This is a genomic window from Paracoccus sp. MBLB3053 (assembly GCF_031822435.1).
In the GTDB taxonomy this organism is placed as follows: domain Bacteria; phylum Pseudomonadota; class Alphaproteobacteria; order Rhodobacterales; family Rhodobacteraceae; genus Paracoccus; species Paracoccus aurantius.
The window spans coordinates 1-19164 of record NZ_JAVQLW010000005.1; the positions used below are offsets into that span (position 1 = coordinate 1).

General features: G+C 63.3%; 18 protein-coding genes and 2 pseudogenes. 10 read left to right on the forward strand and 10 right to left on the reverse strand.

Translation table 11 applies throughout. The annotated features are described in order from the left end of the window. The 4 genes from RGQ15_RS20170 to RGQ15_RS20190 all read left to right on the forward strand — a co-directional run. The coding region (locus tag RGQ15_RS20170; protein ID WP_311162642.1) for a glycosyltransferase family 2 protein at positions 1 to 762 on the forward strand (762 nt) is incomplete at its 5' end. Between the two features lie 63 nt (positions 763 to 825). Continuing rightward, a complete protein-coding gene (locus RGQ15_RS20175; RefSeq protein WP_311162643.1) occupies positions 826 to 2091 on the forward strand; it encodes an ATP-binding protein in 1266 nt (421 codons plus the stop codon). Positions 2092 to 2763: 672 nt separating this feature from the next. Further along, complete coding sequence (locus tag RGQ15_RS20185; protein ID WP_311162644.1) at positions 2764 to 3978, forward strand: isochorismate synthase; 1215 nt, start codon at positions 2764 to 2766, stop codon at positions 3976 to 3978. Next, positions 3975 to 5300 (forward strand): condensation domain-containing protein, encoded by a 1326-nt coding sequence (locus tag RGQ15_RS20190; RefSeq protein ID WP_311162645.1) that lies wholly within the window; start codon positions 3975 to 3977, stop codon positions 5298 to 5300. The genes RGQ15_RS20185 and RGQ15_RS20190 overlap by 4 nt, the downstream gene beginning before the upstream one ends. On the opposite strand, the gene RGQ15_RS20195 is transcribed toward RGQ15_RS20190, so the two are convergent. Beyond that, positions 5301 to 5609 carry a DUF2218 domain-containing protein gene (locus RGQ15_RS20195; RefSeq protein ID WP_311162646.1) on the reverse strand — a complete coding sequence of 103 codons (309 nt, stop codon included), beginning with the start codon at positions 5607 to 5609 and terminating at the stop codon, positions 5301 to 5303. Positions 5610 to 6011: 402 nt separating this feature from the next. Beyond that, entirely contained in the window at positions 6012 to 6671 is a 660-nt protein-coding gene (locus RGQ15_RS20200; RefSeq protein WP_311162647.1) for a TetR/AcrR family transcriptional regulator, read from the reverse strand. Between the two features lie 93 nt (positions 6672 to 6764). Here RGQ15_RS20200 and RGQ15_RS20205 point away from each other — a divergent pair, with 93 nt between their 5' ends. From RGQ15_RS20205 to RGQ15_RS22455, 6 genes and pseudogenes are all read left to right on the forward strand, one after another. Next, a complete protein-coding gene (locus tag RGQ15_RS20205) occupies positions 6765 to 8051 on the forward strand; it encodes a PHB depolymerase family esterase (protein WP_311162648.1) in 1287 nt (428 codons plus the stop codon). Between the two features lie 9 nt (positions 8052 to 8060). Continuing rightward, a complete protein-coding gene (locus RGQ15_RS20210; RefSeq protein ID WP_311162650.1) occupies positions 8061 to 8318 on the forward strand; it encodes a hypothetical protein in 258 nt (85 codons plus the stop codon). Between the two features lie 45 nt (positions 8319 to 8363). Then, positions 8364 to 8645, forward strand: a pseudogene (locus tag RGQ15_RS20215) (tetratricopeptide repeat protein); the annotation flags it as partial. Beyond that, the gene (locus RGQ15_RS20220) at positions 8622 to 8828 is read left to right on the forward strand and encodes an SEL1-like repeat protein (protein WP_311162984.1); all 207 of its coding nucleotides are present in this window, start codon (positions 8622 to 8624) and stop codon (positions 8826 to 8828) included. The pseudogene RGQ15_RS20215 and the gene RGQ15_RS20220, both read left to right, overlap by 24 nt. Before the next feature lie 2 nt (positions 8829 to 8830). Then, positions 8831 to 9286: a hypothetical protein gene (locus RGQ15_RS20225; RefSeq protein WP_311162651.1), complete on the forward strand. Its 456-nt coding sequence runs from the start codon at positions 8831 to 8833 to the stop codon at positions 9284 to 9286. Positions 9287 to 9874: 588 nt separating this feature from the next. After that, positions 9875 to 10069: pseudogene (locus tag RGQ15_RS22455) on the forward strand (IS91 family transposase); the annotation flags it as partial. A 102-nt stretch (positions 10070 to 10171) separates the two neighbouring features. On the opposite strand, the gene RGQ15_RS20235 reads toward RGQ15_RS22455, so the two are convergent. The 8 genes from RGQ15_RS20235 to RGQ15_RS20270 all read right to left on the reverse strand — a co-directional run bounded on the left by RGQ15_RS20235 (position 10172) and on the right by RGQ15_RS20270 (position 19158). Continuing rightward, positions 10172 to 11440, reverse strand: a complete 1269-nt coding sequence (locus RGQ15_RS20235; protein ID WP_311162652.1) for an SIP domain-containing protein — start codon at positions 11438 to 11440, stop codon at positions 10172 to 10174. Between the two features lie 75 nt (positions 11441 to 11515). Continuing rightward, complete coding sequence (locus RGQ15_RS20240; RefSeq protein WP_311162653.1) at positions 11516 to 12811, reverse strand: TRAP transporter large permease; 1296 nt, start codon at positions 12809 to 12811, stop codon at positions 11516 to 11518. Next, positions 12811 to 13326 (reverse strand): TRAP transporter small permease, encoded by a 516-nt coding sequence (locus RGQ15_RS20245; RefSeq protein ID WP_311162654.1) that lies wholly within the window; start codon positions 13324 to 13326, stop codon positions 12811 to 12813. Before RGQ15_RS20245 ends, RGQ15_RS20240 begins: the two co-directional genes overlap by 1 nt. A 78-nt stretch (positions 13327 to 13404) precedes the next feature. Then, positions 13405 to 14439: a TRAP transporter substrate-binding protein DctP gene (gene dctP / locus RGQ15_RS20250; RefSeq protein ID WP_311162655.1), complete on the reverse strand. Its 1035-nt coding sequence runs from the start codon at positions 14437 to 14439 to the stop codon at positions 13405 to 13407. A 94-nt stretch (positions 14440 to 14533) separates the two neighbouring features. Then, the gene (locus tag RGQ15_RS20255; protein WP_311162657.1) at positions 14534 to 15415 is read right to left on the reverse strand and encodes a fumarylacetoacetate hydrolase family protein; all 882 of its coding nucleotides are present in this window, start codon (positions 15413 to 15415) and stop codon (positions 14534 to 14536) included. A gap of 54 nt (positions 15416 to 15469) precedes the next feature. Continuing rightward, a complete protein-coding gene (locus RGQ15_RS20260; RefSeq protein WP_311162659.1) occupies positions 15470 to 16573 on the reverse strand; it encodes an amidohydrolase family protein in 1104 nt (367 codons plus the stop codon). A gap of 24 nt (positions 16574 to 16597) precedes the next feature. Further along, positions 16598 to 17902, reverse strand: coding sequence for an FAD-dependent monooxygenase (locus RGQ15_RS20265; RefSeq protein ID WP_311162661.1), 1305 nt, complete (start codon positions 17900 to 17902; stop codon positions 16598 to 16600). A 29-nt stretch (positions 17903 to 17931) separates the two neighbouring features. Continuing rightward, positions 17932 to 19158, reverse strand: a complete 1227-nt coding sequence (locus RGQ15_RS20270; RefSeq protein ID WP_311162662.1) for an MFS transporter — start codon at positions 19156 to 19158, stop codon at positions 17932 to 17934. Positions 19159 to 19164: the final 6 nt, after the last annotated feature.

The following is a 19164-nucleotide window of genomic DNA, read 5'->3' on the forward strand; positions in this document are numbered from 1 at the left end:
ATGAGCCCCACCTCTCTCTCTGTCGTCATTCCCTGCCATAACGAAGAAGGTGCGATCGCCGAGCTGATCGCCGAATGCTTCGCGGCCCTGCCCGAGCGCGAGATCGAGGTCATCATCGTCGATGACGGTTCTCAGGACGCCACTGCCGCGCGGGTGCTGGAACTGGCCGCGCATGAGCCGCGCCTGCGCCTGATCCGCCATGCGCGGTGCTGCGGGCAATCGACGGCGATCCGCAGCGGCGTCGCGGCGGCGCGCCATGACTGGGTCGCGACGCTGGACGGCGATGGACAGAACCCGCCCGACCAGATTCCGGTGCTGATCGCAGCCTTGGACATCGCGCCCGTGGCCAGGATCGGGCTGGTGCAGGGTCAACGTCTGGGTCGCCGCGACACCGCCAGCAAACGCGTCGCCTCGCGGATGGCCAATGGGTTGCGCAATGCCGTGCTGCGGGATGGGGTAACGGATTCCGGCTGTGGGTTGAAGCTTTTCCGACGCGAGGCTTGGCTCGCCATGCCCTTCTTTGACCATATCCACCGCTTCACGCCGGCAATGATGCGCCGCGACGGGTGGGAGGTGCTGATCAGCCCCGTCAACCACCGCCCGCGCTTGTCAGGTCGATCGAACTACTCGAACCTGCAGCGCGCGCTGGTCGGCGTGGTCGACCTGCTCGGCGCTGCATGGCTGATCCGGCGCAGCGGGCGACCCCGCCCGGTGCATTCGGAAAGCCACGCCGGTGAAGCCTTGCTGCGGGGTCGCGATTAGATATTGCGGCTGGACGCGGCGGCGAATCCGGCCTCAATGAACTGGCCCAGCGATGGAGTTCCCATGCCCCGCCCCCGCAGCCTGCGCCGCGATCTTGCCCTTGGCTTCAGCGCGGGAATCGTCCTGACCTGGCTGATCGCGCTGCTGGTCGGCTGGACGATCCTGCGCAGCGAGATCGACGAGGTTTATGATGCCGCACTTGGCCGCACTGCCGACCGGATCCTGGCGATCGAGGAAATTCAGCGCGGCACGCCTGGACGCAGCGACCTTTTGGCCAGGATGATCGGCCCGGAGGGCCAGGTGCTGTTCCGCTCTCGTCATGCAGATGGCGCACTGTTTGACGTAAACCGGAATGAAGGCTTCTCGGATGCGGGCAACATGCGGCTTCTGACGCTGAAAACCGAAGGCGGCGGGCTGTTGCAGGTCGCGGCCCCGCTTGAGGAACGCAGCGCTGCCGCGCGCGAGACCCTGGCCGGCATGCTGCTGCCCTCCGTCCTCTTGCTGCCGCTGGCCTTTCTGGGCGTCAGCTGGTTCACCCGCCGCCGCCTCGCCCCCGTCGATGATCTGTCACGCGAGGTGGCTGGACGCGATGCGCGCGATCTGCGCCCGTTGGGACTGAGCGACCTGCCCGCCGAGTTGAAGCCGATCCAGAGGGCAGTCGATCAGTTGATGGCGCAGCTGGACATTGCGCTGACTGCCGAGCGCGATTTTTCCTCGAATGCAGCGCATGAATTGCGCACCCCGATCGCAGCGGCCTTGGCCCAGACCCAGCGTCTGGTCGCCGAAACCAGGGACCCCGCGGCCCGCGCCCGCGCCGAAGGCATCGCGACCTCGCTGCGCCGCCTCTCGCCCCTGTCGGAAAAACTGCTCGATCTGGCCCGTGCCGAAGGCATGACGGGCCGCGATCACGGGCTGCATGACATGGTTCCGGTGATGCGTCTGCTGGTCTCGGATTTCGACGGGCGGGTGCGGCTCGAACTAGCCGAAGATCCCGCGCCGATTGCCATGGATATCGATGCATTCGCCGTCCTCGCCCGCAACCTGATCGAAAACGCGCTGGTCCATGGTCTGCCGCCCGTGGTCGTGCGCCTGAGTAAGGAAGCACTGGTCGTGGAGAATTCCGGCCCGCCCATCAGCCCCGAAGCGCTGGCCAAGCTGACCCACCGCTTTGAGCGCGCCGGGAGCCAGAAACGGGGCTCGGGTCTTGGCCTAGCCATTGTCGAGACCATCGCTCACAACACCGACGCGTCCCTGCACCTGACGTCGCCGGCGCCAGGAAAAACAGATGGGTTGCGAGCCGAGGTCCGCTTCAAATCATCCAATGAATGAACGGCCTCGCGCAAGGACGTAAGGCAGGAGACGGAAGACGAAAGACAATTTGGGACTGTCCCACAGTTGCGCGCCTTCGTGATCCCGCTCTTGGCGGACCCAATGATTGGAGTTGGCTGGCATTGCTGCCCCTTCGCCGCCCCCTGGAAGATGCGGTCCCGTTGATCCGAAAAATGTGCATAAGTGGATTGCGGCACGAACGCAGCATGATGCTGCGAGCAAGGAGAAGCCCGTGGCAAAGCGACTGCGCCCCAACCACAGCCTGGTGTGCAAGGGGGCACGCTCGGCAAGGCGGGTCTGATGCCGAGCGCAAGAAGATGCCCGATCCTACCGCAAAGCTGAGCGTCTACCGCCAGTCCATCGTGCCGGGGATCCGCCGGGGCAGCGTGTGGGACAAACCCCGCCCGGTATCGGACGCCGATTTGACGCTCATGCACCGGATCGACAGGCTGCACACGGATTGTGAAATTTAGCGAATTTCTCGGGGGCAGAGTTTTTTTCCACGCCCTCTATTGACTTAAATGACCAATTTAGTCAGCCATACGCAACCTCAGGATGATCTAGCCTGGCAGCAATGCCAGTCGTGATATCTTCGAATCGCGCCAGCTTCTGCCAGCCTTTTCCGTCAAAATCCGCGCGCGACAGCGCGTCTGGCCTGGCCGAGAACTGGACATGGATCAACCCCTTTGCAACATGCACGAATTTCCTGCGGCCGAGCAGGTCGCTGCCGGACCCTTTTCCTTCAGCGGACCGGGCGGGCGCCTTGCGGCGGGCCATGAACTGCGCCCTGTCGATCGGGGCCGGGCAGACAGCCTTGACGTCCGTGTGGCCGAGGCTTTCCGATGCAGCCGCCCGGGCGCAGTGATCGGAGGAGCCCTGCCCTTCCGGCGCATGGACGACGACTTCCTGTGGTGTTCCCAAAGGCCCGAATACGGGCCTGCAACGGCAGGGCCGGATGATTGCGCCTCGGGCGAGGCGGTATTGCAGACCGAAACTTCCTCTCGGCTTTATGGCGAAGCCGTGTCTGAGGCCCTTCGGGTGATGGATCGGGAAAGGACCGGCAGGGACCCCCTGCGCAAGATCGTCTTGGCACGCACCTTGGCCGTGATCGCGCCCGACCGCATCGCGCCCGATCCGTTGATGGCCCGGCTGGGCGAGGACCCGTCCGTCACCGCGTTCAAGGTCGCGCTGCCGGCAAGATCTGACAGCGCCGCGGCGCGATGGCTGGTTGGTGCCACGCCCGAATTGCTGCTGGAAAAGCGGGCCGGGCGAATTCAGTCCTATCCGCTGGCAGGTTCCGCCCGCCGCAGCCATGATCCGGTCAGTGACGCCGAGGCCTGTTCCAATCTCGCTCGCTCCGAGAAAGACCGGCGCGAACATGCGATGGTGGTCGAATATATCCTAGACACGCTGTCCCCGTGGTGCCGAAACCTTGGCTGCCCCGAGGGGACCGGCCTCACCTGCACCCGCAGCATGTGGCATCTGGGCACGCGGATCGTCGGTGATCTGAAGAACGACACCGTTCCCTCGGTCATTCTCGCGTCAGCCTTGCATCCGACGCCGGCGGTCTGCGGCCTGCCCCGAGATCGCGCAGCCGCGCTGATAGATAGGCTCGAACCGGTGTCGCGCGATTTCTATGCCGGGGTGGTCGGATGGTGCAACCAGCGCGGGGACGGGGCCTGGCAGGTGGCAATCCGCTGCGCCGAATTGTCCGGCAATCGCGCCCGGCTCTTTGCCGGCGCGGGCATCGTCCCGGGATCCGATCCTGACTCCGAGACCGCCGAAACCGGCAGCAAGTTCGCGGCGCTCTTACGCGCCTTCGGACTTCCCGGCGATGCCGCGCTGGAACTGGATGCGTCGGCCCGTCTCGAGGAAATCGGCGCATGAGCGAGCCCCGATCAGAACTGGACTGGTATCCACTGACCCTCGCCCAGCTTGATTTCTGGGAGGAGTTCCGGGCACATCCCGGGGTTGCCGTCTCGACCGTGGCCCATGCCATCTGCTTCCGGGGCGCATTGAACCCTGATGCGCTTGCACGTGCGATCCAGACGACAATTGCCGAAACCGATGTCTTTGCGCTGCGGTTTCGTGAGGGGCCCGAGGGGCCGCGACAGGCGGTCAGCGCGAATTGGGCGCCAGAGCTTCGCCCAATTGACCTTCGCCTTCAACCCGCCCCTGAAAGGCAGGCGAAGGCGATGATGCAGGCGGATCTCGACAGCCCGCTAGACCTGACTGGCGCAGGGCTCTCCGCGCAATGGTTGATGCAGACCGGCACGGAGGAGTGGATTTGGTATTGTCGGGGCCACCATATCTTTTTGGACGGATTTGCCATGGCGCTGATCGAGCGCCGCGTCGCGCAGCTTTATGCCCACCTCACGCAGGGAAGCGAGCCGGGCGAAGCCTTTGCTGCATTCCCGCAATTTCTGGCCGAGGAGGAGGCCTATCGCCAGGGCCCGCGTCATACGGCAGCTGCGAAATATTGGCGCGAGCAGATTGGTCGCACTCCGGGCTTGCCCGCCTTGCGCAAAGGGTCCGAAGACTATCCCGCAGTTCCCCTATTGTCTGAGATGGATCTTTCGGATCTTTCCGAGCCGCTGCGGGCCCTGGCCGCGCGGCTTGAACTGGGGATAGTCGATCTCTTGACGCTGCTCTCCGCGATCTGGCTTTGGCGTCATCCTTGCTGCCAGGACGATGTGGCGCAATGCCCGCGAACTGTCTGGCTCCCTTTCATGAGCCGCTTCGGCAGCATCAGCGCACGGGTTCCGGCGATGGTGGTGAACATCCTGCCATTTTGCGTCGCGCCCGATCCCGCCCTTGGATTTACCGAAAACTTGCAGGCCCTTGCTCATGAGCTTCGCCAGATGCGCCGCCATGGCCGTTACCGAATCGAGCAGATCACCCGCGACCAAGGGCTTGATAGCCAGCATCGCTTTTTTTTCTCACCGCTTATCAACGTCATGCCCTTTGACCGCCCGCGCTTCCAGGACTGCACGGTTGAACACGAGGTTCTGGCGGCGGGGCCTGGCGACGGCTTCAACATGAGCTTTTCCTGCGATAGCGCAGGCGATGGGCTGGCGCTTTGTCTCGAGGCCGATCCCGCCTTGACGCCCGCCGCCATGTTCGATTTCCACCGTCGCGCCTTTCCCGAGTTTTTGCACCAATGTGCTGCGCAACCGGCCAACATTACCCTGGAAGAAACTTTCGGCTGATCAGGCCGTGGGGACCGTCTCGGACCACGTCATCATTGTAAAGTTTTCGCGGAAGGCAAAGCGCGCAAGGTGGTCGTCAATGACCGCGCGCAGCATGGCCACGGCCTCGGCCTCCGAGGTCGTGATGGTCACCTCCAGATCGTCGGCCCCCGCCCGCATTTGCGCGCTGCCCTTCTGAAATTTGACATGCGCCTGGTCGCCCTCGACCGTGGCAGGAACCTTATGGGCGAAATGCTTGCAAAGCTGGGTCATGTAGCGCTGCGCATTGGGCGTGGCGAAGTGTCCGGTCGTTTTTAGCATGGTAGACATAATACTAACCTGAGTTATTTAGTCGGTAACTGACGGCAGGAAGCCGTTCTGACCGGAACTTGTCAAGCGGAAGCTCCTTTTCCGCCCTTCAATTCCGAGCCAACGCTCTGACAATTATCCGAAAACTTGGGCGCCGAGATCGATCCGGCGCCGCAACCGCTAAACAGGCCTTGCTTGCCGTTCTCGGCACCGGCGTAGCAGCGGACGCATTCACCTTTACGGAAAATTCAGTGGTAACAATGCGCAGGTCGAGGCGCCTCGGGCGCCTGATCAGTTCGGGCTGAAGCGCTCATTGAGGGACCTGAAACGCTGCCGGTAAGCTATGCTCTGTCGAGAGCAGAAATGCATTTAGCTGTCACATCCAAGTCGCCTTGTCGGAACCACTCCCCGAACTTTCCGAGATCAATCCTGACCTGCGGCAATTCCGGCGAAGAGAATGGACAGCCTGGTCAGGATCTCCTCGGCCTGAAATGCCGTGTCGACGGGGCCTTTGCGATGCCGTTTGGGAAGCTGGACCCCATCGACCACGTCCAGCATCATTCCTGCCAGGCGTCCTGAATCAACCCGTGGAACCCTACCGCCAGATATTTCCCGCTCGATCCATTCCACCAACAGCTCGCGGGATCGGATGGCGCCGCTGTCGTAGATCAGGGCATTTAACTCTGGCGCGAGCAGGCTTTCGCGATTCACCAGTGTCACAAGCGCCCGGCGTTCCGCCGCCAGCCTTTCGTCAAGGTCGAGGCGAAAGATCCTGCGCAGTACCTCTGTCAGCGGGACATTTTCATCGTCCGGGCGCGGGAGGTCGAGGATCAGATGGCTACGGGACACGATCGTGTCGAGGAAGAGTTGCCGCTTGTCCTCGAACTGCTGGTAGAGATCCCGTTTCGACATGCCTGCGGTCCGCGCGATGTCTGACATCGTGGCCTTGGCAAACCCCTTTTCGATGAAGGTTGTCATTGCTGCATCAAGGATCGACGCCCGGCGAACGTCATCGGCCATCGCCTTTGGCCGGCCGCGCGGCTTTGCACCGGCCCCGGCGTCGCGTTCGCTCTCCATTGACATGACTTCAGCTTCCCCTATTTTTGGAACTCAATAGGTACCATATAAAAATGCTACGGACGAGCGGGTCGGTGGCAGATTTCGAAAGGCTTCACAATGACGACGCGTCGCACTTTTATGATCGGCCTCGGCGCTGCCGGCACAGTCGCCTCCCTGTCGCTACCCGCCATGGCATCCGCGCCTGCCCCGCAGGCGGCGACCGCAATCACCAAGGTCTTTGGTGACGGGCTGCGCTTTGTCGCGATCGCTGTTCACTACGACAGCTCGGTGCAGGCCGATGCGCTTGACGCCGAGGATTTCATTGTAGAGGGGCGCACGGTCACCGATGTCTATCCGGCCAACGCACCCGAACCTGGCACACGCGCTGATGAAGGCAGCTACGTGATCGTTGTCCTTTCATCGAACGATGAAGCGGCGCGCCTAAAGCAGGAGCAGGACCGTTCCGCGCAACCGAAAATGGCCGGAGGCAAACCAAGCTGGAAAGCTGGTGATCCCAACGTGTCTGACGTGACATGGCACAGTCCCGCAGCCGTTCTGGCCACTCCTGATGGCGATGTCGCGACCTCTTCTGTACGAAACCTCGTCGTGGATCAGTTCGAACAGCGCGTCTGGCAAGACCCGGATACGGGTGACACCTTGCCCTACAACCTGTTCATCCCGAACGGATACGATCGGGCAAAATCCTACCCGCTGGTCAATTTCATGCATGACGCAGGCGCGACCAGCGAAGATCCCCTGATGACGCTCAAGCAAGGGCTGGGCGCGATCTCATGGGCTTCGCCGCAGGATCAGGCGGCACGCCCTGCCTTTGTCCTTGCGCCGCAATATGCAGAGATCATCGCGGACGACGAGAACAATACCTCGTCGATGCTGGATACCACGATCAATCTGATCAAGTCGCTGACGCGGGAATTCTCGATTGACCCCGCCCGGCTTTATACAACGGGCCAGTCGGGTGGCGGCATGATGTCGATCGCCATGAACGTGAAGTACCCCGATTTCTTTGCCGCGAGCTTCCTTGTGGCATGTCAGTGGGGGCCTGAACTGGTGGAACCCATGGCGGGGAACCGGATGTTCATCATCACCTCGCAAGACGATGGCCGCGCCTTCCCCGGTCAGAATGCCCTGACCGAGGCCCTGGAAGCCGCCGGGGCCACGGTGGCGCGGGCGGTCTGGGACGGGACCTGGACCGACGACCAGTATCAGTTCGCCTTCGACGATCTGAACGCCGAAGGGGCGCGGATCAATTATGTCAGCTTCGCCAAGGGCACGGTGATCCCCGAAGGGGAAAGCACCGAGGGCGCTGCGGGTCATCAGAATACCTGGCGCCTGGCCTATTCCATCGAGCCGGTTCGCGCCTGGCTGCTGCGGACCGATCCGTAGGTTACAAGCATGTGCAAATCCCTGATCCTCGCCCTGCCCATCACCCTCTCGATTGCCTTGTCAGGTGCCGCGCAGGCCGAGTCCCCGACCGACTCGACGCTGGTCGCGGCCAAAGAGGCCACCGATGCCGGAAAACTTGCACAGGCCATCCCGCTTTACGAACAGGCCGCCGCGCAGGGGCAAGCGAGCGCGGAAAGTGATCTTGCACGGATCTATCTGGAGGGCGGCGACGGGGTCGTAGCCAACCATGATGCCGCCATGCATTAGGCGCAAAAAGCCGCCGAGGATGGGGACAGCAGGGGATATCTCTATCTTGGTCAGATCTGGATGAAAGGCCTTGGCGTTCCCGTCGATCTGGATCAGGCCACGCATTATTTCACGAAAGGCGTAGAGGCTGGCGACAGAAAGGCCCCTCGATATCTGGGGCTGATCGCCGAGGCCCGGGGGGATGACGTCGCTGCCGCCGAATGGTTCGCTGAAGGTGCCACAGCTGGAGACATAACCAGCCAGATCTATCTCGGCCAATCCTATGAGAACGGTGCAGGCGTCACGCAGGACTATGCGCAGGCGATGCACTGGTACCAGGTCGCTGCCGAACGTGGGGACCACGTGGCATCCGACGGCTTGGTCGGCGAAGCAGGCCTTTATGCTCGTGGGCTCGGGGTTTCTCAGGACCTTGCAAGGGCCAAGGCCCTTTATGAACAGGCTGCGGCTCTCGGCAACGTCACGGCGCAGGCGGCGCTTGCCGATCTGGCTGACCAAGTTTCCCAAGACTGAAAATGGAAAATTCCATGTTGAACAGAGCTTTCCTTCCGCTGCTGATTGCCGTGTCCTTTGCCACGACAGCCAAAGCCAACACGCATTTGCCCAGTGCGGACGATATCAGGCAGATGGCGCAAGAACTGTCGCTCACCGATCTGGACGTGCATCCCGATGAAAAGGGCTCGGATGCGACTGGTACGCTGCCCAGTGGCACGCGTGTCGAGCTTGACCTGCATCGCAACGGCAAGCTGGACAAAATCGAAGCCCGTGGACATCAGACCATGCCGCTGGCCGATCTGATGCCGCTCATGCCGACGCAATTTTCAGCACCGTCCCTCACCCCGCAAAGTCCCATCACCAAGCTCGAATTCGATGATGACCACTTGGAAATCGAAGGCAGGACTGGCGACGGTCAGGAGTTCAAGGCCGAGTTCTCTGCTTCCGGGCGCTTGTTGGAATGGAAGCAGGATTGAAATGGCCCGACGCACTGCGCAATGAACACCCTGAAGCTCGGGCCAATGCGACAATGAATGACTTCGCCTTTTCGCGGGCCACTCTTGTCGATGGTTCCTGCCGCGCTTGACCAAAGCATCATCAACACGGCGCTGCTCCGCATGGCCAGCGACCTTGGGGGGGACTTCCCATCTCGGCTGGGTTGTAACCGCCTTCATGCTGGCGTCCACAAGCGCGACGCCGATCGTCGGCACTCTTTCCGACAATTTCGGCCGACGGTCGTTCTTGCGTGACGTCCATGTTATGTGGCCTGGCGCAGTCCATGCCGCAGCTCCTTATGCCGGTTGCTGCACGGTATCGGCGCCGGCGGGGAACGCGTGCGCTGTCAGGGGCTCCTCTCCGGCGCCTTTGCATTTCCAGCCCCGCCGGGCCGCTGCCGGGAAGCGTATTGACTACGACACTGTCTGGAGATGGGTGTCCTCATCAACGTGCCCATCGGTTTGCTCGCGCTTATCTGTGCCCTGCCACCACCCCCGCCGCGCAAATTTCGCCGCATTTATTTCGCCGGGGCGGCGCTGCTTGTCACCGGTACCCCGGCGCTATACTGAAACAAGGAGGCGGTCTATCATCTGCTTTTCCGAGCTTCGGCCGAAACGGTCCTGGCCCTTGCAGCCAATCCCAAACGCCTCGGCGCACGCGTCGGCATGACGGTTGAGCTGCATAGCCGGGGCTTGGCGCCGACCCACCATATCCCTGTCCATTTGATCGTCCCGGGCGCAGGGCTTACTTCCGACGGCACCCGCGTCGCGGCCGAACGTTCGAGTTCGCATGCCTTGCAGGAATGGAAGCGCGACTGAGCGAAGCGGCCATTCGTCCGCCTCGCCCCGCCCCCTGCGCATGGCCGATCAGTCCAGCGACTTCACGCTGGCATCGGCCTCGCCCTTGAGCCAATAGCCTGCGGCCTTCAGCCCTTCACGCGGATGGCCGCGATGCTCGAAATGGTCGCGCAAGGCACGGGCGACCCCCGCCTCGGCGGCGATCCAGATGAAGCCGCGGCCTTCGGGCAAGGCGAACTCACCCACGCCCGCCAGAACCGGCGCGGGATCGGCGGGATCGGCGCGATGCAGCCATTTCGCCTGATGGCTGGCGCGGCTTTGCCAGACCTGCTCCTCGGCCGGGTCGGTGACGAGGCCAAAAGTCACGACCTGCATGCCTTCGGGCATTTCCTCGACCCAGCGGCCCATCGCGGGCAAGGCGGTCTCGTCTCCGATCAGCAGCCACCAATCGAAGACCGGCGCGATCACCGTCGAACCGCGCGGGCCACCGATACTAAGCTTGGCGCCGATCTCGGCATCGACCGCCCATTGCGTCGCGGGACCGGCCTCGTGAATGGCGAAATCAAGGGTCAGCGTGCGGGACTCGCGGTCGAACGCGCGGGGAGTGTAGTCGCGCATCTCGGGCTTCTCGGCGCCGGTCTCGAAGAACAGCTTGATATGGTCATCCGGCCCGAGGCTCTGGAAATCTGCCAACTCCTCGCTGTGCAGGACGAAGCGGATCATGTTGGGTGTGACCCAGGTCTTTTCCTGCACGCTCAGCACGCGGCGGCGGGTGTCGAAACGGTGGCGGGTGATGATCTGGTCCATTCCGGTCGTCCTGCCGCCGCGGCGGCTGTCTTGTCTGCTGGCTGGGTCCGGAATGGACTGGCTGCGAATGGTCTGCGCCGTGCTTTGCAAAAGCGCGGCAATGCTGGAAATGCGTTCTTCGCCGGGATCATGGCGCAGCACCTCGGTCAGGGCCGACTTGATCTCGTGCATGCCGGCGCGGATCGGGTCGCGACCCTCTTCGGCCTTGGCCCAGTCGCGGGTCAGCATCGCCTGTACCGAGGCGCGGTTCGCGGCAAGGAAGGCCTGCCCCTCGGTGGTGATGGCAAAGGACTTCCGCCCGGCGGAAGGCTCGGTTTGGATATGTCCCATATCCTCGAGCGCGGCGAGGTTCGGATAAACCACGCCGGGGCTGGGGATGTAGCGGCCCGCGCTGCGGGCCTCGATGGCGCGGATCAGCTCATAGCCGTGGCTTGGCGCCTCGGCGATCAGCGCCAGCAGGAAAAGCCGCAATTCGCCGTAATCGAAAGGCCCGCGCCCGCGGCGATGTCCGCCGCGGGCTTTGTGTTTCATGTCATGGTGATGATGATGTTTCATGCCGACAAGATAATTCAGATATATCGTAAATCAAGATATATCTGAATTTTGTCACATCATTCCCGGCAACCACAGCGCCAGCGCGGGGAAAACCAGGATCAGTCCCAGGCGCAGGAAATCCGCCGCGACATAGGGCATGATGCCGCGAAAGATCCGCATCACCGGCAGCTTGGGCAGCATGGCCTTGAGGATGAAGACATTCAGCCCGACCGGCGGCGTGATCAGGCTGATCTCGACCACGATCACGGTGACAATGCCCCACCAGACAAGGTCAAAGCCCAGCCCCTCGATGATCGGGGCGACGATCGGCACGGTCAGGAAAATCATCGCGAACCCGTCCATCAGGCAACCCAAAACAAGGTAGAAGCCCAGCAGGCACAACACGATCATGATCGGGCTGAGTTCCAGCGACTGGATGAAGCGGATGGCCTCGCCCGAGATACCCGAGAGGTTGATGAACTGGTTCAGGACCAACGCGCCCGCCGCCACGATGAAGATCATGGTCGAGATCCGCGCGGCCTCGAGCAGGCTTTCGGCCAGCACAGGCCAGCTTAGCTTGCGGCGCAGGATCAAGAGCAGGAAGGCCCCGCCCGCGCCGATGCCTCCGGCCTCGGTGGCGGTGAACCATCCCTGCACGAGCCCGGCCATGATCAGCGCAAAAAGCGCGATCACGCCCCAGATCTTGCCAAGCGCCGAGAATTTCTCACGCATGGTGAATTGCCGGTCGCGCGGCGCCCAACCCGGCCGCAGGGCGGCAATGACCGCCATCACGCCGACATAGATCACCACCTGCGCCAGCCCCGGCAGGATGCCCGCGACGAAAAGTTCGCTCACATTCTGCTGGGTCAGCAACGCATAGATGATCAACGCGCCCGAGGGCGGGATCAGCACGCCCATCGTGCCCCCTGCCGCGATCGAACCCGCCGAGAAGCCCGGCTCATAGCCCGCGCGGTCCATTTCGGGGATGGCGATCTTGGCCATGGTCGCCGCCGCCGCCGAGGACGAGGCGCACATAGCCGAGAACCCGCCGCAGGCCACGATGGTCGCCATACCGAGACCGCCGCGGAAGCGGCCGAACCAGCGCCGCGCCGCCTCGAAGAGCTCCTCGGCCATGCTCGCCTTGACGATGAAGACGCCCATCAGGATGAACAGCGGAAGCGCCGAGAACTGGTAATTCGTCGCGTTCTTGATCACCTGCTGCTCGGCGATGGCCAGCGCCGCGCCGAGGCCCTTGGGATGGATCGCGGCAATGCCGCCGGTGCCGACCAGCATCATGGCAAATCCCAGCGGAATGCGGGTGAAGGCGATCAATCCCAGAAGTGCCGCGAAGACGAAAATGGTGAGCATCAGTGATTTTCCTCGTCAGGCAGGGCATGGGGATGGGGCAGAGGTCCGCGATCGGTCAGGACATGGCGCAGGCCGAGAATGGCGAACCAGGTGGCGACGACGCAGAAGCCGGCGGCGGCATAGATCCAGGGTGCCATCGGTACCTCGAAATAGACCGAGAGCGTGCCGAAGCGGTCGAGCCGGTTCGCCTGGTCGAACATCATCCAGCCGAATGCCGCCATGGCGACAATCTCGAAGAACCCGGTGAAGCGGCGCTCGATCCGGGTCAGGCGCGGCTTGTAGAGATCCGAAAACAGGCCCACCCGGATATGGGCATCGTCGCGAATGACCAGGGGCATCGCGGCGAAGAAGAAGATCATCAGGGCGAAGGTGACATATTCCCCTGCCCCCGGCAGTGGTTTGCCTATCTGCCGACCGATGCTGTCGATGAAGGCCACGAGCGCCATCAGGATCAGCGCGAGGCCCGAAATCGCGGCGCAAATCCCGCCAAGCCAGCGGTTGAAATTGTGAAACATGAGGGGGTTCCTTGCGAAGGCGCGAACCCGCACGCCATCGCGTGACGTGCGGGCCCGAGAGAGACGCGTCTGTCTGGATCAGCTGCCGCCAGCCTTGTTCTCGCGCGCGAGAATTTCGCGGTAGAAGGCCAGCACCTCGTCGGGGTTGTCGAGCCCTTTCTTGGCGGCGCGTTCCTTCCACTCCTCGATCCGGGCTTCGAGCAGGCTGCGGAATTCGTCGAGGGGGGCACCCTCCAGCGTCACGGTCGGGACCTTTTCCATCTCGGGGGCGAGCTTGGCCAGAACCGCATCGGCCGCGGCCCCGGACCGGGCCGGCAGGTCCTTTGCCGCGCGCTCGATCGCCTGCTGCTCGTCAGAGGTCAGCTGGTCCCAGCGCTCCTGCGAGATGAAGACTGCGAAGGACAGCGAGCCGAGGCCCCCGGGCACCTCGGTCATGCCGGTGACATATTCCAGCACCCTTGCACCCTTGGCGGAGTTCGGCGCCATCACCATGGCATCGACCGTGCCCTTGGTCACGTATTCCTGCAGGTCGGTGAATTCCGAGTTGACCGGCACGGCGCCCAGCTTCTTGACCGTCTCGGACAGCGCGCCGGGCGGGGACCAAAGCTTCGCGCCCTTGAGATCCGCAACCGATTCCGCCTGCAGCTTGCCGACCGACAGGATCTGCCGGCCGGGCAGCACGCTGGTCGACAGCACCTTGACGCCCTTGAACTCGTCGAAGGGCAGGAAATACTTATTGTAGGTCTCCCACAGCGCGATGGACGCCGCCCGCGCCGAGGGCGAGTTGAAGGGCAGGTCGCCGATCTTGTTCATGGTGACCAGCTGAGGCACGCCCCCGGTCGAGACAATGGCCATGTCGGCGATGCCGTCGCGCACCATCTCATATTGCCGGTCCGAGGGGGCCAGGGTGGTGTCGGGGATGGTGATCTTGATCTCTCCGCCGGATTCCTCCTCGATCGCGGCGGCGAAGTCGCGGATCGCGATCTGGTAAAGCTCGTCATGCGGCGGCAGGTAGCTGTTGAAGATCAGCTGGGTCTGAGCCAGCGCGGGCGCGGCAAAGGCCGGCGCAAGCATGACGGCAGAGGCAGCCAGGGCCGCTTTCAATCGGTTCATCATTTCCTCCCATGGAATCCGGCGCTCGCTCCCGCCGGTTTGGACGATCATCCCGCACCCCCCGGCAGGCACAAAGCGCGCCGGGGCGGGAATTTCACATTGCGGACAGCACGGGTTCGTGCGCATGCGCGGTCTCGGCGACGATCTCGGATTCGATGGCGCCAAGCGCCTCGATCTCCAGGCGCATGCGGTCGCCGGGCTTCAGGAAGCACCCGGTCGGCGCACCGATCCCCGAGGGCGTGCCGGTGGCGAGGATATCGCCCGGCTCCAGCGTCATCACCGTGGTCAGGTATGCGATCTGGTCGTAGATGTCGTAAATCATGTCATTGGTGCGCCCGTCCTGGCGCAGCTCGCCATTGACCCAGAGCTTCATGCCCAGGTCCAGCGGGTCCGCGATCTCGTCATCCGTGGTGATCCAGGGCCCGACCGGACCATGCGTGTCGAAGGACTTCCCCAGCGTAAAGGTCGGCGAGCGCGGCAGCCAGTCCCGCGCCGAAACGTCGTTGACGATGACATAGCCCGCGATGACCGAACGGGCCTCGCCGCGCGAGACATGGCGGCAGCGCTTGCCGATGACCACGCCCAGCTCGATTTCGTAATCGACCTTGTCCGAGGCTTCGGGCTTGACCACCGGATCGAAGGGCGCGTTCAGGCACGAGACCTGCTTGTTGAACCACATCTGGCTCGTCGGAATCGTGATCCCGGCGGCGCGGGCTTCCTCGGCATGCTTCTGGTAGTTCATGCCGATGGCGAGGAATTTCTGCGGATCGGCGACCGGCACTTCCAGCCGGACCGAGGCCAGCGCGAATTCCGGGCCTGTCGCTGCGAGCAATGCCGGGCGCAGGCGGGGCAGATCGGCCAGCACCTGCCGCATGGATACCCCTTCGCCAAGCGCGGGCGTCAGGTCGATGATCCGGTCCCCGACGACCTTGCCGATGCGGGTACGGCCAGCTTCGGTAAAGCGGGCGAGTTTCATGGGGTTTTCCTTGCGTGAGAGAATGGGCCGGGCTTTCGACCCGGCCCGGAAGGATCACAGGCCGAAGAATTTCTCGGCATTCGACGAGAAGATCTTGGTCTTGGCCTCGTCCGAGATATCCAGCGCCTCGACCGTCGGCACGCCGTCGAAGAACCAGTCCTTGCGGATCGGGTACGAGGCTCCGTAAAGGATATTGTCCTCGCCCAGCACTTCGACTGCGCATTCCAGCTGCTTCTTGCCCCATTGCGGCGGGCCGGAGATGTCGAAGAACAGGTTATTCGTCAGCTTCTCGCGCAGGTTGGAATTGCCGGTGTCGAAACGGTCGACCGCGTCGCCGTAGGAGTGGCGCGGCTTCGGCACCAGCATGTCGGCAAAGGCGAAGAAGCCACCGCCCAGCATCGAGTGGCTCAGGCGCAGGTTCGGGAAGCGGTCGAACAGGCCCGAGAAGAGCTCCCGCCCGACGGCGGTGCCCTGCGCGATGCAACGGCCATATTGGCGGCGCTGGTTGTTGAAGTCGAGGATCGAGCCGTAATCCACCGGCAGCGGCGTGTGGTGGACGACGACCGGGATCCTGCGATCGTTGATGAACTCGAAATAGGGGTGGAAGGCCTCGTCATCCAGATAGATGTCGCCGTATTTGCAGGCCATCTGGACGCCTTTGAAGCCCAGATCGTCGATGCAGCGCTCAACCTCGGCGATCATGTCCTTCTTGCCCCAGGGCGGGCAGACGGCGAGCGCGGTGAAACGCCCATTCGAGCGCGAGACATAATCCGCCAGCCCGTCATTCAGCCGCTTCGAGCAGTCCAGATCCAGCCATTCCTGCCAGACCGGGATACGGAACACGGCCTGGTCGATGCCCGCCTTGTCCATGTCGGCCAACTGGCTCTCGATATTGTACTGGCCCTCGGCGTAGTTGATGTTCACCACGCCTTTCGGTTCCTCGATGATGATTTGGCGGATGTCCTTGTTCGCCACCGGCTCCATGCGGACATGGACGCCGTGCTGGCGCGGGATGCAGTTCATCATCGCCTCGCGCAGCTTCTCGTCAGTGAAAAGCGTGTCCGGCAGCCAGTGCATGTTGGCGTCGATGACGCGCTGCTTGGTGGCGGCGGGGTTCGCGCCTTCGGTGCGCGTCTGGGTGATCTGGTCCATCGTCATTCTTTCTCTGGATGGGTTATGGGGTCAGCGGATGTCGGCCGCAGCGGCCGTCTTGCGCATGGTTTCCTCGGTGAAGACTGGTTTGAAGGCACCGTCCTTCGCCGCGTCATCGGGACGCTTCATCCCCGCCATGCGGTGATATTCCATGAAGAGCGCCTTGACCTCGGCGCGGGGGATGACATCGTCGATATGGTCGAAGGGCTGGCCGCCGGATTTTTCCTCGACGAGGCGGCGGATGACCTCGGGGCCCTCGCCGCGGTTGGCGATGACAAGGCGGTTCACGCCTTCGCGGCGCGCGGCCTCGTAGGCCTTCAGCGCCTCGACGGGGTCGGCGATCTCGGCCAGCTTCTCGGCGATGACGCGGGCATCGACCAGCGCCTGGCAGACGCCGTTGCCGCCGCGCGGATACATGGCATGGGCGGCATCACCCAGCAGCGTGACCCGGCCGAAGGACCATTGCTCCAGCGGGTCATTGTCGATCAGCGGATAGATATAGACCTCGCGCGCATTGCGGATCATCTCGCCGACATCGAGGAAGTCCAGCTTCACCTCGTCGAAGACATGGGCGATATCATCGGGTTGAACGCGCACGTTCCAATCCTCGAGACCCTTGGGCTTGCCCTGCTGCTCGCAGACCCAGTTGATGAGCTGGTTGCCCTGCCCGTCCTCGTTATTGGCGATCGGATAGATGATCAGGCTGCCCTGACGGATCGGGTCGCCGATATGCAGGATGCGGCCACCACCGGCAAAGGGCGGCATCACGGTCACGCCGCGCCACATGGCGACGCCCGAGTAATGCGTGCGGGTGCTGGTCGGAACCAGCTGTTTGCGCACCGCCGAATGAATGCCATCAACGCCGATCATCACCTCCGAGCGGACGGTCTGCGGCCCCTCGGCAGTCTCGAACTGCATGGTGACGCCGGTCTCGTCCTGCTCGAAGCCCTTGAGCCGCGCGCCCAGTTGGATCGCGTCGGGGCCGAGGCGTTCGACCACCGCATCGCGCAGCATCATCTGGAAAGTGCCGCGATGGACGAAGCGCTGCTCATGCTCGTAGCCGATATGCTTGCCGCAATTCTCGGCGAAGATTTCCTGCCCGTGGCCGGTATAGAAGACCGAGTCCTTGGCCTCGACCGAGATCTTCTGGAACTCTTCCAGAAGGCCCATCTCGGTCACTTCCTTGGTGCCGTAGACCTTGATGTCGATGCCGACTCCCAGCGGTTTCAGCTCGGGGGCGGCCTCGTAGATTTTCGGGCGGTAGCCCTGCTGGTGCAGGCGCAGCGCGGTCGCAAGGCCGCCCGGGCCGGCACCGATGATGGCGATGTCGAGCATGGATTTCTCCTTCAATTTCAGGGGTCGGGTCAGTGGCTGCTTTCAGCCAGCGCGCCGAATTTTTCTTGCATCTGTCGGGACGGAGGGTCATCGGCCAGACGGCAGACCGGATAGCGCAGGGCGCAAAGCGCGAGCGCGGCAAGGAAGATCAGAAGCTGCGGCATCGGCCCCATAGCCGCCTGCGCGGCGAAGAAGGCGGGCGGACCCAGCAGCACGCCTAGCAGGGTGATCTGCGTCACCAACCCCGAGGTCGCGCCGGTCGCTTGTGCATTGGGCGCAGTATAGGGCACCAGCGTCCACATCCCGACCAAAAGGCCGCTTCCGAACATCAGCACCCAGACCGTGACGATCGAGGCCATGAAGCCAGGCGCGGTCCCATAAAGCGCCAGCCCTGCCAGCCCGGTGATTGACATCCCCAGAGTGGTGATCGCGCGGCTGGAGACGCCCCGGCGCAGCATCAGCCCGACCGAAAGGCAAGCCAGCGCGTTCGAGACCATCGAAACCGCGCTCCAATGGGCGACGGCCGTTTCGGCGACACCGTATTTCGCGCCAAGATAATGGCCCAGCGTCGCCAGCACCCCGGTCTGCAGGAAGGAATCCCCGGCAAAGGAAATGCCCAGCAGATAGATCATCGGTGAGCGCAGCACCTTGCCCGCCCCGCGGCTGCGCCCGGAGGCATCACCCGCATCGCGCGGTGGGATCGCCAGCAGCGCCAGAACGGCCAGAGCCAGCGTAAGCAGAACGTGGAAGCCGAAGGCCGCGCGCCAGGTGCCAAAGGCGTCCGACAAGCCCGCCGACAGGAAAGGCAGCAGGAAGCTCATCGGCACGAAAGTGGACCACAACGCCAGCGCCATCACCCTCTGCCTGCCGGTCGTCAGGCGGATCAGCGTGGTGATCGCGGCAACCGCGGAAAGGACGTAACCCACCCCGGTAACGGCCCGCGCGGCCAGCAACAGACCCAACGAGGGTGCAGAAACCGTTAGAAGATCGCCCGCGATCATCGCTGCGATGCCGCAGAACAACACCTTGCGATCGCCGATTCGGTCCACCAGATAGCCCGAGGCCAAAGCCCCCAGCGCCACGACCAGCGAGGGCATGGACATGACCAGCCCCAGCACCGAACGCGAGGGCGGATGAAACTCGGCGGCGATCTTGCCCAGCTCGGTGACGGCCTCGCTGACGCACATGGCGGCGGCGACGCCGAGGCCATAGACGATCAGGATGCGCGCGAGCGGGGCCTTGATGATGGTGGACATGTTCTT

Excerpts from the sequence above, each read along its gene's own strand:
- RGQ15_RS20185 (WP_311162644.1), top strand. The coding sequence starts at position 2,764 with ATGGATCAACCCCTTTGCAACATGCACGAATTTCCTGCGGCCGAGCAG.
- dctP (WP_311162655.1), bottom strand. The coding sequence starts at position 14,439 with ATGAACCGATTGAAAGCGGCCCTGGCTGCCTCTGCCGTCATGCTTGCG.
- RGQ15_RS20225 (WP_311162651.1), top strand. The coding sequence starts at position 8,831 with ATGGAAAATTCCATGTTGAACAGAGCTTTCCTTCCGCTGCTGATTGCC.
- RGQ15_RS20245 (WP_311162654.1), bottom strand. The coding sequence starts at position 13,326 with ATGTTTCACAATTTCAACCGCTGGCTTGGCGGGATTTGCGCCGCGATT.
- RGQ15_RS20240 (WP_311162653.1), bottom strand. The coding sequence starts at position 12,811 with ATGCTCACCATTTTCGTCTTCGCGGCACTTCTGGGATTGATCGCCTTC.
- RGQ15_RS20205 (WP_311162648.1), top strand. The coding sequence starts at position 6,765 with ATGACGACGCGTCGCACTTTTATGATCGGCCTCGGCGCTGCCGGCACA.
- RGQ15_RS20195 (WP_311162646.1), bottom strand. The coding sequence starts at position 5,609 with ATGTCTACCATGCTAAAAACGACCGGACACTTCGCCACGCCCAATGCG.
- RGQ15_RS20255 (WP_311162657.1), bottom strand. The coding sequence starts at position 15,415 with ATGAAACTCGCCCGCTTTACCGAAGCTGGCCGTACCCGCATCGGCAAG.
- RGQ15_RS20175 (WP_311162643.1), top strand. The coding sequence starts at position 826 with ATGCCCCGCCCCCGCAGCCTGCGCCGCGATCTTGCCCTTGGCTTCAGC.
- RGQ15_RS20190 (WP_311162645.1), top strand. The coding sequence starts at position 3,975 with ATGAGCGAGCCCCGATCAGAACTGGACTGGTATCCACTGACCCTCGCC.
- RGQ15_RS20270 (WP_311162662.1), bottom strand. The coding sequence starts at position 19,158 with ATGTCCACCATCATCAAGGCCCCGCTCGCGCGCATCCTGATCGTCTAT.
- RGQ15_RS20260 (WP_311162659.1), bottom strand. The coding sequence starts at position 16,573 with ATGACGATGGACCAGATCACCCAGACGCGCACCGAAGGCGCGAACCCC.
- RGQ15_RS20265 (WP_311162661.1), bottom strand. The coding sequence starts at position 17,902 with ATGCTCGACATCGCCATCATCGGTGCCGGCCCGGGCGGCCTTGCGACC.
- RGQ15_RS20210 (WP_311162650.1), top strand. The coding sequence starts at position 8,061 with ATGTGCAAATCCCTGATCCTCGCCCTGCCCATCACCCTCTCGATTGCC.
- RGQ15_RS20220 (WP_311162984.1), top strand. The coding sequence starts at position 8,622 with ATGCACTGGTACCAGGTCGCTGCCGAACGTGGGGACCACGTGGCATCC.
- RGQ15_RS20200 (WP_311162647.1), bottom strand. The coding sequence starts at position 6,671 with ATGTCAATGGAGAGCGAACGCGACGCCGGGGCCGGTGCAAAGCCGCGC.
- RGQ15_RS20235 (WP_311162652.1), bottom strand. The coding sequence starts at position 11,440 with ATGAAACACAAAGCCCGCGGCGGACATCGCCGCGGGCGCGGGCCTTTC.